This is a genomic window from Silvibacterium bohemicum, assembly GCF_001006305.1.
GTDB lineage: Bacteria > Acidobacteriota > Terriglobia > Terriglobales > Acidobacteriaceae > Silvibacterium > Silvibacterium bohemicum.
Map to the genome: position 1 here is coordinate 933,977 of NZ_LBHJ01000003.1, position 14,898 is coordinate 948,874.

The 14,898-nt window shown below is 56.5% G+C and carries 9 protein-coding genes; 6 read left to right on the forward strand and 3 right to left on the reverse strand.

All coding sequences use genetic code 11. From position 1 onward, the window contains the following. Nucleotides 1–65 precede the first annotated feature (65 nt). The 4 genes from XX99_RS09460 to XX99_RS09475 all read left to right on the forward strand — a co-directional run bounded on the left by XX99_RS09460 (nucleotide 66) and on the right by XX99_RS09475 (nucleotide 8,377). On the forward strand, nucleotides 66–2,522 hold the full coding sequence (locus XX99_RS09460; RefSeq protein WP_231581219.1) for a glycoside hydrolase family 95 protein: 2,457 nt from the start codon (nucleotides 66–68) through the stop codon (nucleotides 2,520–2,522). Beyond that, nucleotides 2,512–4,812: an alpha-galactosidase gene (locus XX99_RS09465; protein ID WP_311732224.1), complete on the forward strand. Its 2,301-nt coding sequence runs from the start codon at nucleotides 2,512–2,514 to the stop codon at nucleotides 4,810–4,812. The genes XX99_RS09460 and XX99_RS09465 overlap by 11 nt, the downstream gene beginning before the upstream one ends. A gap of 94 nt (nucleotides 4,813–4,906) precedes the next feature. Next, the gene (locus XX99_RS09470; RefSeq protein WP_050059097.1) at nucleotides 4,907–7,516 is read left to right on the forward strand and encodes a beta-mannosidase; all 2,610 of its coding nucleotides are present in this window, start codon (nucleotides 4,907–4,909) and stop codon (nucleotides 7,514–7,516) included. 111 nt (nucleotides 7,517–7,627) lie between these two features. Then, nucleotides 7,628–8,377, forward strand: a complete 750-nt coding sequence (locus tag XX99_RS09475) for an SDR family NAD(P)-dependent oxidoreductase (RefSeq protein ID WP_050059098.1) — start codon at nucleotides 7,628–7,630, stop codon at nucleotides 8,375–8,377. Nucleotides 8,378–8,425: 48 nt separating this feature from the next. Here the strand turns inward: XX99_RS09475 and XX99_RS09480 are convergent, their stop codons facing one another. Beyond that, entirely contained in the window at nucleotides 8,426–9,670 is a 1,245-nt protein-coding gene (locus XX99_RS09480) for an acyltransferase family protein (protein WP_231581220.1), read from the reverse strand. A gap of 200 nt (nucleotides 9,671–9,870) precedes the next feature. On the opposite strand from XX99_RS09480, the gene XX99_RS09485 reads away from it, so the two are divergent. Continuing rightward, nucleotides 9,871–11,229 carry a Gfo/Idh/MocA family protein gene (locus tag XX99_RS09485; protein WP_050059099.1) on the forward strand — a complete coding sequence of 453 codons (1,359 nt, stop codon included), beginning with the start codon at nucleotides 9,871–9,873 and terminating at the stop codon, nucleotides 11,227–11,229. A 22-nt stretch (nucleotides 11,230–11,251) separates the two neighbouring features. Here XX99_RS09485 and XX99_RS09490 read toward each other — a convergent pair whose 3' ends face one another. Then, entirely contained in the window at nucleotides 11,252–11,986 is a 735-nt protein-coding gene (locus tag XX99_RS09490; RefSeq protein WP_197081861.1) for a carbohydrate-binding family 9-like protein, read from the reverse strand. A gap of 122 nt (nucleotides 11,987–12,108) precedes the next feature. Beyond that, nucleotides 12,109–13,425 carry a DUF4832 domain-containing protein gene (locus tag XX99_RS09495; protein ID WP_231581221.1) on the reverse strand — a complete coding sequence of 439 codons (1,317 nt, stop codon included), beginning with the start codon at nucleotides 13,423–13,425 and terminating at the stop codon, nucleotides 12,109–12,111. A 455-nt stretch (nucleotides 13,426–13,880) separates the two neighbouring features. On the opposite strand from XX99_RS09495, the gene XX99_RS09500 reads away from it, so the two are divergent. Further along, on the forward strand, nucleotides 13,881–14,894 hold the full coding sequence (locus XX99_RS09500; RefSeq protein ID WP_082125415.1) for a carbohydrate kinase family protein: 1,014 nt from the start codon (nucleotides 13,881–13,883) through the stop codon (nucleotides 14,892–14,894). The last annotated feature ends 4 nt before the right edge of the window (nucleotides 14,895–14,898 follow it).

Sequence of the window (14,898 nt, forward strand, 5' to 3'; positions counted from 1 at the left end):
ACGCTCCCGAATGTTTCCCCATAGCTGCTTGACTCCGCGTGAAGCGGAGCAACAACGGAGGTCGCTTGATCCATACCAGACGCGAATTTTTCGGGAGTTGTCTTGCCGCTGCCGCGCTGCCGTCCACAGAATGGCCTGATCGTACGAACGAGGCTAGCTCGGAGCTGATTCTTTGGTATCCCAGCGAGGCGAAGCGTTGGTTGGAGGCTCTTCCCGTCGGGAATGGAAGGCTGGGCGCCATGGTCTTCGGCGGGGTTACCAGAGAGCGCCTCGCATTGAGTGAATCGACGGCATGGTCCGGTGCACCCGGCACTTCCGACATCAACCCGGAAGGAGCGGCGCATCTCAGCCAGATACGCCAATTGCTCTTCAACGGCGACTATCTCGGGGCGAGAAAGCTCTGCGAACAGCACCTGCTGAGTCATCCCAAGTCCTTCGGCACAAATCTACCTTTGTTCGATCTGGTGATGGCCTTCGGTCGCTCCGATAACCCGTCGGAGTATCGCCGCTCGTTGAACCTCGATGAGGGAGTGGCACAAGTGGAGTATTTAACGAACGCAGGCCGCCTGACTCGCGAGGTCTTCGCCTCGAACCCGGATGACGTCGTGATCGTACACATCAAGGGGGAAGCGCCGGGACAGTTGAACATGAAGGTCTCGTTCGACGGACCGAAGATCCCAGGCCGCTCCCTCATCTACGCTCCGAATATCTTGGCGTTTGCAGGGAACGCCTTCGAATCTCTACACAGCGACGGCAAGCAGGGTGTAGAAGTTGCATGCCTGGCGCGCGTCATCAACGATGGCGGAGAGATATCCGCTGGCCAAGACTCCCTGCAGGTCGCGCATGCCGATTCGATCACCTTGCTCATCGCTGTCGCCACCAGTTATACCGGACGCGAACCCACAGATCGTTGCCGGGAAGTTTTACAGAACGCGTCGGGAAAGACGTACGCACAGCTTCGCCATCGGCATGTTACTGACCATCAGGCTCTCTTCAGAAGAGTACAGATCGAGCTTGGAAACCCAAAGGCAAAGACGTCGACGCCGACCGACCAAAGGCGCAAAACAGTAGAAGCCGGTGCCGATGACCCTGCTCTATGCGCGCTCTTTTTCCAATATGGCCGGTATCTCACCATCGCAGGCTCGCGGGCCAACTCGCCGCTTCCGCTCGCGTTACAAGGAATCTGGAACGACGGCCTGGCATCGAGCATGGGCTGGACTGACGACTTTCATCTCGACATCAATACCGAGCAGAACTACTGGCTCGCTGAGGTTGGCAATCTCTCGGAGTCGCAGACTCCGCTGTTCAGCCTGATCGAAGGAATGAGTAGATCCGGCAGGCACACCGCAGAAGCGCTCTATAACTGCCCTGGCTGGGTGAGTCATGTGGTCACGAATCCCTGGGGCTATACCGCGCCGGGCTGGGGCTTAGGCTGGGGCCTATTCGTCACCTCAGGTATCTGGATCGCGCTGCAGATGTGGGATCACGTGCGCTTCACCGGAGATATGCAGTTTCTTCGCGAACGAGCCTATCCGGTTTTCAAAGAGGCAGCGGAGTTCTTCCTCGCCTACATGATTGAACATCCGAAACACGGCTGGCTGGTCACCGGCCCATCCGACTCGCCGGAAAACGCCTTTCGCACGCCGTCAGGAGATTACTGCAGCGAATCGATGGGCCCAACCTGCGACCGGGTGCTCGTTTACGCGCTTTTCCGTATCTGCCTGGAGTCTCAAACCCGGCTCTCGATCGATGCCGATTTTGGCAGCAGGATAAGGCTGGCTCAACAGAAGCTGCCTCCGCTTCAGATCGGCCGATACGGACAGCTGCAAGAATGGCTCGAAGACTTCGAAGAGGCCGAGCCAAACCACCGGCATACCTCGCACCTCATCGCGCTCTATCCGGAGAACCAGATCTCTCCAGAGAAGACTCCTGCTCTGGCCAAGGCGGCGCGCATCACGTTGGAACGGCGCATTCAGCAGCCTAATTGGGAAGATACGGAGTGGAGCCGCGCCAACCTTGTGAATTACTATGCGCGCCTATGGGATGGTGAGGCAGCGCATCGGCACGTCGTCGGGCTCATCGCGAAAGCAACCGACGATAACCTCCTCACTTACTCGCGCGGTGGGGTCGCCGGTGCGGAGCAAAACATCTTTGCAATCGACGGAAACACCGCTGGAGCAGCGGGCATCGCAGAAATGCTGCTGCAGTCGCAGGATGATGTGGTTTATCTCCTGCCCGCTCTGCCTGCGGCATGGCCGGAGGGTCGCGTGAGCGGACTCTGCGCCCGTGGCGGCTTTCAGATAGAGATGCGCTGGTCCTCCGGCCTGCTCGTTTCTGCGTCGATCATCGGCAACAAGAGCGGAAGCTGCCGCGTTCGCTACAAAGAGAACATCATCATGATTCACCTGGCCGAGGGCCGCAGCGCGCATCTGACTGCGAGATCGTTTCGAAACGCCGGAGTGCCTCGAGAGACGCACGATGCCTACAACACGCACAGAGATGGAGACAAGAATGATGCTTGAGACGAAAACAAACATGGAGCGACACGATCATAGACAGAACATCGGCACAGCTCTGCTTGAAATGTCGAAGCGTGTGGCCATGCTGCTGTACATCGCATTCATGGGCTCCCTGGCTTCTGTGTCTGCGATGGGGCAGGCAAATGCAGCATCGATTGTTTTCGATAAGCAGGCGCAGGTCTTCCGCATCGATGCCGCGGATATGTCGTACGTGCTCGGAATTAACGAAAAGAAACAGGTACAAACGCTCTATTGGGGCAAGCGGCTCAATGCCACGGACACCTTCTCCGCGGCCCACTCCGATCCCGGCCTCTCAGCCTTCGACGCTTCGATCAATACCACGCAGCAGGAGTTTGTGGCGTGGGGTGGCGGCCTCTACGTCGAGCCCGATCTTAAAGTCACGTTCCCCGATGGAAACCGTGATCTCGTGCTCGAATACGTCAGCCACAGCATCGAAGGCAACCGGCTTACCCTTCGCCTCAAAGACATCTCGCGTGAGGTCTACGTTGATCTGCAGTACGAAGCGGATGGCACGACCGGCATTCTGAGAAGATCCGCGCAGGTGCTCAACAAGACCAATGCGCCCTTCACTATCGAGCAAATCGCATCGGGCACGTGGAATCTGCCGCGCGGCACCGATTATAGGCTGCGTTATCTGACCGGACGTTGGGCCGGCGAGTGGAGTCTGCATGAGCAGATGGTTCAACCCGGTAAGACCATCCTCGAGAGCCGCCGGGGATCGACCGGAGATCAAAACAATCCCTGGTTTGCCATCGACCGTAACGGCGCAAACGATCAGGACAGCGGCGACGTCTGGTTCGGAGCCCTCGGCTGGAGCGGCTCCTGGCAGATGAGCATCGAACAGGATCAGCTCCAGCAGGTTCGCGTCACGGCGGGGCCGAACAGCTTCGACTTCGGATATCGTCTCGCTCCTGGCGAGCATCTCGACTCGCCCGACTTCTACGCTGGATATTCTCACGACGGCATCGGAGGCGCGTCCCGCCTGCTGCATCGCTTTGAGATCGGAAGCATCCTGCCGCACGCGCCCACACCGAAGTTGCGGCCTGTTCTCTATAACTCATGGGAGGCAACGACGTTCAGCGTTGATGAGGCAGGCCAGGAAGTGCTTGCCGAGGAGGCGGCAAGCATTGGCGTGGAGCGCTTCGTCATCGATGACGGATGGTTCGGCCAGCGTGCGACCGATCACGCCGGCCTCGGTGATTGGTATGTGAATCCAACTAAGTTTCCGCATGGACTGAAGCCTCTGATCGACAAGATCCACTCACTGGGGATGGACTTCGGACTGTGGGTCGAGCCCGAGATGGTCAACCCGGATAGCGACCTCTACCGCAAACATCCAGACTGGGTGTTGAACTTCACTGGCCGTCCGCGTACGGAAGGGCGCAACCAGCTTATGCTCAATCTTGCTCGGCCGGATGTGCGGGCTTATGTCTTCCAGTTTCTCGACAAGCTTCTTAACGAGAACGACATTGCTTTTCTCAAGTGGGATTACAACCGCAACTGGTCGGAGCCGGGTTGGCCTGCGATAGCGCAGGAGGATCAGAAGAAGGTCTACATCGATTACACCCGAAACCTCTACTCGATCCTTGCCGAATTGCGCGAGAAGCATCCTCACGTCGAGATTGAAAGCTGCTCGGGCGGAGGAAGCCGCGTCGACCTGGGCATCATGCGCTTCACTGATGAAGTCTGGCCCTCTGACAATACCGATGCTTTCGATCGTCTGCTAATGCAAGACGGTTTCACGTACGCCTATGCTCCCGGCGTGATGACGGCATGGGTCACCGACTCGCCGACCTGGGTCAATCAGCGCGTGCTTACTCTCGAATTCCGCTTTCTCTCCTCCATGCAGGGAGCGCTGGGCATCGGCGCCAATCTGAATAACTGGAAGCCCGAAGACTTTGCGACGGCAAAGAAGATGGTCGCGCAATACAAGCAGATTCGCGAGACCGTGCAGCGTGGTTCGCTGTATCGATTGATCTCGCCGCAGAAGGGAAGCGAGCAGTCCGTCACCGAATCTGTGTCTCAGGATCAACAGAAGGCCGTCGTATTTGCTTTTCTCCACTCCAGCGAGATGCTGTATCCGTTTCCCCGCGTCTTTCTGCGCGGATTGAAACCGGATGCGATGTATAAGGTCGAGACACTCGATGGCAAACTCTCGGCCGGCACACCGGCCGTCGCCAGCGGAACGTTCTGGATGCAGCACGGCATCGATGTCGACATGCGCGGCGACTTTCAGGACGCGGCCTTGACGCTCGAAGCGACAGCGCCGTGAAGGTCATAGCGATCTTCGCGGCATAGTTTGAGCATTAGCCGGCACGCTCGATAACTCCAAATCAAATTCCAAGACCAGAAATGAGCACACGCCTTTGATCGTTCGCGCCCTGCTTCTCTCCCTCATCGTTCTTCATCCCGGCTCGCGTGCAGTGGGAGAGCTGCGGCATCGCGAACGGATACCGCTCGAAAGGTCCTGGAGCTTTCGGCAGTTGGCCGGTGATGGCATGGTCGAAAGCCAGGGTGATCATCCTCCCAGCATGGAAGGCGGTTGGATGACGGCAACAGTTCCGGGCGATGTTCACCTGGACCTGCTGAAAAACGGCAAGGTTCAAGATCCTTTTTATCGAGATAACGAAGCCACGCAGCAATGGATAGAAAAAGCAGGATGGGAGTATCGATCCTCAATCAACGCCACAAAGGACGTCTTGTCGCGGGAGCACATCGATCTCGTCTTTGAAGGTCTGGATACGGCCTGCACCATCTATCTGAACGGCCAACGCATCGCCTCACCAGACAATATGTTCCGCGAATGGAGGATTGATGCAAAGCCTCTGCTTCATGCCGGTGCAAATGAGCTGCGCATCGTGTTCCCGGCGCCGATGAAAGCTGCCGAGGCAGTTGCGGAGAAGGATCCCTGGCACTCTCGAACGCATACCGATCCGAAAGGCTATATCCGAAAAGCCGTCTACGAATTCGGATGGGACTGGGGTCCGCGCTTCGCGACCAGCGGCGTGTACCGGCCGGCTTATCTTGAAGTCTGGGATGACGCCCGCGTGAAAGACGTCTTTGTGCAGCAGGAGGATGTCGCGCCGGCCTCAGCGCATCTCGACATTCACACCGAAGTCCTTGCCGCGAAAGAAATCAAAGCGCTGGTGAGTATCGACTACGGATTGAAAGAAGAGGATCAGCACACGCAACGCATGATCACGCTCGCTCCGGGGACCAATCGCATCTCAATTCCCGTTGAGCTCGTTCATCCGCAACTCTGGTATCCGTCGGGATACGGAGCGCAGCCCATCTATCGCTTTCACGTATCGGTGAAAGAGGATGGTCAAGAGGTAGATGCGAAAGATGTGAAGACCGGACTGAGATCGGTTGTCCTGCGCAGAGAGCTGGATCAGTGGGGCCGTTCCTTCGAATTTGTCGTGAATGGAATTCCGATCTTTGCGAAAGGTGCAGACATCATTCCGTTCGACAGCTTTCCCAGCCGCGTGACCAACGAGAAATATCAGCGCATCCTGCAATCGGCCAGGGACGCCAACATGAACATGGTTCGCCTCTGGGGCGGCGGTTACTACGAGACGCAGGAGTTCTACGATCTGTGCGACGAACTGGGACTGATGGTCTTTCACGATCTGATGTTCGGCAATAACTGGCAGCCGGGCACCTACCAGTTCAAGCAGGAGATCGAACGCGAGGCGGAATTCCAGATCACGCGCCTGCGCAATCATCCCAGCATCGTTCTCTGGGATGGCAATAATGAGACCGAGTCGTTGCGGGATTGGAACGGCAACGGCCAGCTGCCCGCGCCCGTTCACGAACGAATCTGGGAGGATTACCTTACGGAGTTCAGCGGCATTCTCGCGAGAACGGAAGCGCGCCTCGATCCGCAAACGCCGTATTGGCCCAGCACGCCCAGCGCCGACTACGAAGAACTCAGCGATGCTTATCAGAGCGGCGACAATCATGACTGGAGCATCTGGCATGGCAATGCCGACTTCGAGGAGTTCGAAAAGCGGCCGTGGCGTTTTGTCTCGGAGTATGGATTCCAATCGTTCCCGGAGATGAAGACAATCGAATCCTTCACCACACCGGAAGATCGCGCCAGCATCTTTACTCCTGTCATGCTGGCTCACCAGAAGAATGGTGGCGGCAACAAGATCATTGAAGATTACATGACCCGGTACTTCGGGGAACCGAAGAACTTCGCTTCCTTTCTTTATGCGAGCCAGGTTCTGCAGGCAGAAGGCATCAAGGTTGGAGCTGAAGCCTTTCGCCGTGCCCGCCCAAGGACGATGGGATCGCTCTTCTGGCAACTGAACGATTGCTGGCCCGTTGCTTCATGGTCGAGCATCGATTATTACGGCCGCTGGAAGGCTCTTCAATACTATGCGCGCCGTTTCTACGCGCCAGTGCTGGTCTCGCCACACCTCGATGGAGGCACGCTCTCGGTCTATATCGTCTCCGACAAAACGGCGCCGCTCGATGGCACGCTTCGGCTGCGCATCATGGATTTCTCGGGCAAGATCATCAAGGAAACAAATCAGCCAATCCGAATCGAACCGCTCGCTTCGAAGATCTATCAACAATTGCCAATGGTGGAGCTATCTGCTGGCAATCCTGATTGGTCCAGGCTTGTGGGCGAAGCCGATCTAACTGTGGGCGGTCAGAAAGTCTCGACGAACCTCGTCTATTTTGTGCCCTCGAAGAAGATTCAGCTTCCAGCGGCCTCGATTACTTCCTCTATTCAACAGGCTGGCGATGGATTCGATGTGACCCTCAGCTCCCCGGTGCTGGCGCGCAGCACCTACCTATCGTTCGGCCAGCTGGATGTCGATTTCTCGGACAACTATATCGATCTCCTGCCCGCGGAACCCAGGATGATTCACGTTACAAGCAACGCCACGCTCAGCGATCTTAAAGCGCATATGAAAATCATCACTCTAGTGGACGCATTCTCACCGCCGATTGTAGGAAAGTGAATCTAATCCGGTTGTATAAACAGGTCCTCGTTTCAGATTCATGCAACCTCTTATCGGATGGAATATTCTCCCATTCGAGTTGTTCTTGAAGAGGCAGGACACGAGGAGAACATGGGCAAATTAGCGAACAAGGTCGCCGTAATCACGGGCGGCAACAGCGGCATTGGATTGGCGACAGCAGAGGACTTCGTTGCGGAGGGCGCATACGTCTTTATCACCGGACGGCGTCAGAAGGAACTAGACGAAGCTGTAAAGAAGATCGGGAAAAACGTGACCGCCGTACAAGGCGACGTCTCGAATCTCGCCGATCTCGACCGCCTGTATGCGCAGGTAGCAAAAGAGAAAGGACGAGTCGACATCGTCTTCGCGAATGCAGGGATTGGCTTCCCGGCAACCCTCGATCAGGTTACGGAGCAGCAGTTCGATCAGACCTTCAATATCAATTTGCGTGGGCTGATGTTCACGGTGCAGAAGGCGCTACCCTTGATGTCCAATGGAGGTGCCATTCTGCTCTGCGGCTCCAATGCCTCGCAAGCCGGTGTCCCTGGCTTCACCGTCTATAGCGCCACCAAGGCTGCAGTCCGCTCTTTCGCGCGCACCTGGACTGCGGAGCTCGCGCCCCGGAAAATACGCGTCAATGTGATCAGCCCCGGTCCGATTGAAACTCCCATCTGGAACTCAACTAATCTTCCGAAAGAAGTAGTCGCGCAGATCAAGGGAGAGCTTGTTTCCAAAATCCCGGCAGGGGTGATCGGAGAAGCCGTGGATGTCGCCAAGGCTGCTTCATTCCTGGCTTCGGAGGATAGCAAGTTTATCCAGGGTGTCGAACTCTTCGTCGACGGCGGGATGTCGAGCATTTAATCAACTCATGGCGCGAGCCATCCAAATCTGGCTTCGCAAGTCCGACTTCTAGATGCGAAGAAACACCTTGTTCCTGAACATCCAGAAAAGAATAAGCCAGTAAACACCGAGAGTCAGCGTTCCGAGCAGCAGCGGTTGCAGGGAAGATCCCAGGATATTCAGTGCAGCCGCTCCGAGATTGATGCGAAAACTGCTTTGGACAAAGTCTTCGAATAGATGCGCGATGAGATAAGCCGCCATGGAGTTCATTCCGACAACCACGAGTGGAAACGCCAGGCGGCTTTGCTTCTTAGCATCGATGATCCAGGAAAACGCAGCCAGGAACAGGAAGCACATGCCTCCGCTGAACAGAGTCCATGCGGGTGTCCAGATGCGTTTCACGATCGGGCAGAGCCCGCTTAAATGAAGTAGCAGACCGCAGCCGATCAATGCGGCCGCTGAAAGCAAAAGCTTACGAAACGGAATGTTCGGGGCGGAAGCGAGCAGCCATCGTCCCGCGGCCAATCCCAGAAGCATTGTGCCAAGCGTAGGGATAAAGCTCAGCGTGAGATACCCGCCATCATTGAAGAGAAAAGGTGTAGGCCGCGGGAAGAGGTTGAGAAACCATAGGTCGAAGGCCTGCCCGAGATTGCTGTTTTTGTTCCAATGCGCCGCAAACCCCGTAAGTAAGTGGTGATGCCACTCGGGCGGAACGCCGACCGCAGCATAAGGGAAGTTCAAGCCTGGAGCCGGATAGAGCGCCCATGCCAGCCAATACGCGAAGAGAACTGACCCGAATGCGGCCCACTGCCATCGCGGCGAGTAGAGGGTTAGCAGAAACGCGAAGGTATAGCCCAGACCGATCTGCGTCAGAGTGTCTTCAAAGGTGAAGTCCGTCGACGGGCTATGAGTGGAGCGAAGAAAGATACCCAGCGCCACGAGTAGAAAACTGCGCCAGAGCGCATGCCCCACCATATGACGGATGCTCTCGCCTTTGCGCCGGCGGCTCCGCACAGAGTAGGGCAGCGCGACGCCGACCAGAAACGTAAAGGACGGCTGGATCATGTCGTGAAGGCTCATGCCGGTCCACTCGACATGCGACTGGTTGTAGGCCAGGATGCGCCAAAACGAACTATTGGGATAGGCCTGCGCAATCTCCGAAAAACGAAGCACCTCGCCCATCATGAGCAGCATCACGAAGCCCCGGTAGGCGTCCACGGCGATGTTGCGCTTTTGCGGCGAGCTTACCGCTGCGCCAGGCTCGTTTATTGTCGATCCCCGCATAGATGGGGCTTGAGTAGCGGTGAGGGGCATTTGGAAAACCTCTTCCGGGTTTCGGCCAGAATTTCGGCAGCCACCGTAAAGTAACGAAAGAGTAGCACGAAGATGCTGCGTTTTCCTTCGTATGGCATTCAAATGTTTTGTATTCCTTTGAAAAAATCTTGACACTGATAGGCCGCGCCCCTACGCTAGGCGGAAACCGAGCAGGGAATTTGCAGATTTAGAGGTGAGGAATGAGTCTCGAGGGAACGACCACTGGATCATGGACGCGGCGCAGATTTGTTCAGGCAGCAGCGGTAGGCGCCATGAGCGCGGGTGTCTCGCAACTTGCACATGCCGAAGTCGTGAGCGAACATGACACGATGATCGACGTTCCGTTCCAAAAACGAGATCCTCGAATTGCGATGATCGGCACCGGTGGGCGAGGCACCTCTCTGCTGGGAAACTTGCTTGCTGCTGACGGCCAGGTGGTGGCTGTGTGCGACATCGTGAAGAGTAAGGCGGAGAATGCTTCCGCGATGGTGGTCGCATCCGGCCAGAAGAAGCCGAGACTTTACGCCGATGGACCCCATGATTTCGAAAACATGCTGGCGACCGACGATATCGACCTGGTGATCGTCGCAACTCCGTGGAACTGGCACGCCGAACAGGCGATCTTTGCGATGAAACATGGCAAGGATGTAGCCATCGAGGTCCCCGGCGTGACATCGATTGCAGATTGCTGGCAGATCGTTCGCACCTCGGAAGAGACGCGCAGGCATTGCATGATGCTGGAGAACTGCTGTTATGGCTACAACGAGACGCTCGTCCTTCGGATGGCAAATGCTGGCCTCTTCGGCGACCTGTTGTACGGAGAGGGAGCCTACCTGCACGACCTTCGCGCGATTCTCTTCTCGGATGAGGGAGAGGGATTGTGGCGGCGCGCGGAGCATACGCAGCGCGACGGCAACTTGTATCCATCGCATGGACTTGGCCCGGTAGCGAATTATATGGGCATCCAACGCGGAGATCGGTTTGACCGCATTGTTTCGATGAGCAGCCGGGAGCGATCACTCGACGCATATCGCAAAGAGCATCTCCAACCAAATGATCCGAGACTATCGGAGCGCTACGTGACCGGCGATATGAATACGTCGCTGATCAAAACCGCGAACGGTTTGACTATCACGGTGAAGCACACGGTTTCAACGCCGCATCCCTATGACCGAATCAACTTGATCGCCGGCACGAAGGGAATCTTTCAGGACTATCCGCCGCGCATCTACTTCGATAATCAAAACAAGGATGAAGCCTGGGGCTCGATCGATGCATGGAAGCAGTATGCGCATCCTCTCTGGCAGCGCGAAGGGGAGATCGCAAAGAAGGTTGGCGGCCACGGAGGCATGGATTACATCATGCTCTATCGCTTGCTGCAGTGCGTGCGGGAAGGACTTCCACCCGACATGGATGTTTACGATGCCGCGGCGTGGTCTGCGGTGGCGCCTCTGAGTGTCGCTTCGGTAAGCCGCGGCAGCGAGCCGATGGAGTTTCCCGATTTCACGAGCGGCCGGTGGCAGCAGAGAAAAGTCTCCGCAATCGCTACGCAGGTTTGAGTGGGAGCGTGAGAGTCCCGCTTCAACGTCCGGAGACAGGTGTGCTGTGTGTTTTCTCGATAGGATCGGCGGCGGCGAGCTTCAACCTGCCGAACGCCTCGGGCGCATGGAAGGTCGGCTTGTGGGTCGCCTGCCACGCGATCAATTGATGATTCGCGCCCTGGCCGCGAAAAAAATTGATTCGTAGTTCGTTGCCCGGCGCTGCAGCTCGCGAATCTACCGCGCGATAGGGAATGCGCATAAATCCGTACCAGATTTTTTTCGTGGTATCGATGCGAGCGGTCACCTGGAAGTTAGAATTCCATTTCCAGCCGTCTTCATGGTGAGGTGTATTGAGGTCGATATCGAGATCGACCCATTCGCCGCGAGGCGATAACTCGAATTCCTTATATTTCGAAATATCCTTGAAGTCCGAGCCTATAAAGACCTCCGCGACATCCCAATTCCAAAGTCCGTAGGTTTCGTTTACGGTGTCGGAATCAGGTTTCATATTCAAGTCCTGATAAGGGCAGATAAAAAGGAAGTAAAGGTTCTCGCTGGTCCACTGCGCCCGCACTTCCGATTCATAACCTGGCGCCGGCTTTCCAAAGTTGTCATTTGCCATGGTGACCGCAGGCGCGCCGCGCCAAAACGCTGAGTTTGGATCGGTATCGGGCTGGGATTCGTGATCCGCAAATCGCGCGATCGCTTGATTCGAGACTTCTGCGGTGACGCTATTCGCAATCATCATGCATGCCAGCAGTAGAAAGGTCTTCATCGCATTCCTCATCAAGGGCTATCGGAGAATCGATCACGATTGCAAGATATCTCAGGCGTGTCGCCACACTCCAGAATATATTTAGTCCCCCCACACATTCGTGCACGAACGAAACCGCATATTCACGGACCTTGATTCACGCGGATCATGCCCAGCGGATACCAGCCGTCTTCGCCACGTCCCTCGATTGCGAGCCTCACTGCAGGCTGCAGCGTGGTGGGGTCCAGAATTCCGACGCTCAATTGATAGTCTCCAGCCGAAAGATCCCCGGGTGCAAAGACCGGATCTTCGAAGACAGCGTCGCCGGGAAGCCACTTGCGAAGGTCCGCGTCTGTTCGTATCACTGTGAAGTGATCCGGTGAACTCAGGCGAAATGCAAGCACGAAGGGCCTGTAAATAGGAGCTACGCCTTCGTTGACCCACCATGTCTTCAAATGAAGCGCCTCACCCGCGCGGATCTGATCCTGCCACTCGGCGCGTCTCAGTGCAAAGCGATAACCCATCTTCCGCTGGAAGTCGTCGAACTCCGTCTTCCATGTTTTCGGAATTGCGCTTGATTTCACGTTGACCGTGCTCACGTGCCATCGCAGAGCCTCGCCGAGGATATATCGCACGCCCCAACCCGCGCGAAACCACGACTCCGGCACGCCGCATGTTTCAAGAGAAACCGGTGCTGTCCTCCACACATCTTGAATGCCTGTCTCGGCAATCTCTTCGGGATACTGATCCAGCATCTCCGACTCGGGCTTCTTCATATCGCCCAGGCAATCGAGACGCCAGCCTGCACCGTGTGACGTGCCATAGACCAGGGCATCTGGCTGGTCGAAGTTCATAAGCAACGGCGTCTTGCGAAATGCCTTCAAGTACACATCGATGAGTTTTTTCTGGACAGGAAACTCGGGCATATAGTCGCTCCATCCTTCGCCCCAATATCCCACGGTCGAGATGTCAACGCTATCCAGGTCTGGATGCCCGTCGTAGCGCCTTCCCGCTTCGGTCACCAGAGCGCTCCAATATTTGAAGTACAGAGGATCACTGAAGTCCGGCTGCCAGATGTTCGCATCCTTCGCAGAGGCCGAGTTGGCGTGTCTTGCGCCCGATTCGCGATACCACTTGGGAAGTGGGTGGTCGGGATCGTACGGCATCAGGCGAATCGCGAGCCGCTGTCCATGACGTCGGGCTTCCGCCAGCGCAAGGTCGATGATCTCCCAGCGAATTTTCCCTTGCTCCGGCTCAAGGGTCGCCCAGTGCCACCGGCAGTAAGCGACAGACGATTGCGGGAAATCGACACTCTCAGCAGGGGATCGGAGTTTGTCGACCGGCCCTTCCTCTGACCATTTGACTCCGGAATTCAATGCGTCGCCGTTGTATCGCTGGAAGGTCTGAATCCCCATGCCGGGGTTCACGAGAATCTCCTGTGTCTCCACAGGCCGGACCACCGTTGTCGCCTCTTGCGCCCAGCAGGCGCCCCCGAAGGCGAAAGAGCAGAAAACAAGCGCACCCAGGAGGATCCCCGCAATCCTTCTGCTCGATTGCCCCACCAAGCTGAAAACGCTCATGTCTAGGTTATGCAAATTTTCTCCTGCGACGGCGGAAGGCCATGCGCCGCAAATGGCGAAATGATACAACACAAATCGGAAGGCCGCGGTTCGTGAGATTACGGTTTACATCGTTGGTGGTAATGAAAGATAATTATCCGAAACATGGCTGCATAAGGCATAATTTCAAAGCTGGTACCTATTTGGATTTTCCAAGGCAGTGGCGGGTTTCCTGAAAAGAGCCGCAGGATGATTGTTTTGAGGCTTCAACCTGATCACATCGGCACCGGTATTTTGTAGCTTTTCAAGATGATGAACAATCAAAGGCGAAAGGCGAGTTTTGCCGCAGGGGGAATATGGTTTCGTTTGACATAACAATCGCCGGCGAACTCAACCTCGATCTCGTTCTCTATGGGCTTCCGGAGAACATCCCTGTCGAGCGGGAGTTGCTCGCGTCGGGGTTTGAAGTCACCCTGGGCAGCTCGTCCGCCATCCTGGCCCATAATCTCGCGACGCTGGGGATCTCGACAGGTTTTATCACTCGCGTAGGTCAGGACGAGTTCGGTCAACTGGCCCTGCACCGGCTTGCCGAGAGCGGTGTGGATCTATCGAAAGTTACGGTAGCGCAGGATGCGACCAAGACCGGTGTAACCATCCTGCTTCACCATGGGGACCGGCGCCGCATTCTCACTTATCCCGGCACCATGTTTGAGATGTCGCGGGCTGACCTGGACGTCGACTATCTCGCTTCTGCCCGGCATTTCCATCTTTCTTCGCTTTTCCTGCATCGGGCTCTTCAGGCCGATCTGCCCGCACTCTTCCGCGAGCTGAAGTCGAGGGGTCTGACTCTATCGCTTGATACCAATGACGATCCCGAAGATAAATGGAACGGCGTGCTTCCCCAGCTACTGCCGCTCATCGATATTCTGCTGCCGAACAAAGATGAGCTTTGCCGCATCGCGCGTCGCACCAACGTAGATGAAGCGCTGGCTGAACTCTCATCGATTGTGCCGACCATTGTGGTTAAGTGCGGCAGCGAGGGAGCACTCATTCAGAGCGGCAAGAGCCGCGTGCAAATTCCCGGTATTACGGTTTCGCCGGTCGACACGATCGGAGCCGGCGACAGCTTTAACGCGGGCTTCCTGGCTGCGTGGCTCTCGGGGCATAGTTTGGAAGAGAGCGCGCGCGCGGCCAATATATCGGGAGCACTCTCGACGCAGCGATCGGGCGGCACAGAAGCTTTTCGTCTGCGCGAGGAACGCGAAGAGTTTCTTCGGCGGCATCATTTTCCGGCCATTCACAGTAGAGCTCTCCGAACGGATGCCGGCCTTGCAGAGACCACCGAGAACCAGGGGTCAAGCTCAAGGTGAGGAA

Bases quoted from the DNA above. Each gene is read 5' to 3' on its own strand.
- XX99_RS09465 (WP_311732224.1), top strand. From the start codon at position 2,512: ATGATGCTTGAGACGAAAACAAACATGGAGCGACACGATCATAGACAG.
- XX99_RS09475 (WP_050059098.1), top strand. From the start codon at position 7,628: ATGGGCAAATTAGCGAACAAGGTCGCCGTAATCACGGGCGGCAACAGC.
- XX99_RS09480 (WP_231581220.1), bottom strand. From the start codon at position 9,670: ATGCCCCTCACCGCTACTCAAGCCCCATCTATGCGGGGATCGACAATA.
- XX99_RS09485 (WP_050059099.1), top strand. From the start codon at position 9,871: ATGAGTCTCGAGGGAACGACCACTGGATCATGGACGCGGCGCAGATTT.
- XX99_RS09490 (WP_197081861.1), bottom strand. From the start codon at position 11,986: ATGAAGACCTTTCTACTGCTGGCATGCATGATGATTGCGAATAGCGTC.
- XX99_RS09500 (WP_082125415.1), top strand. From the start codon at position 13,881: ATGGTTTCGTTTGACATAACAATCGCCGGCGAACTCAACCTCGATCTC.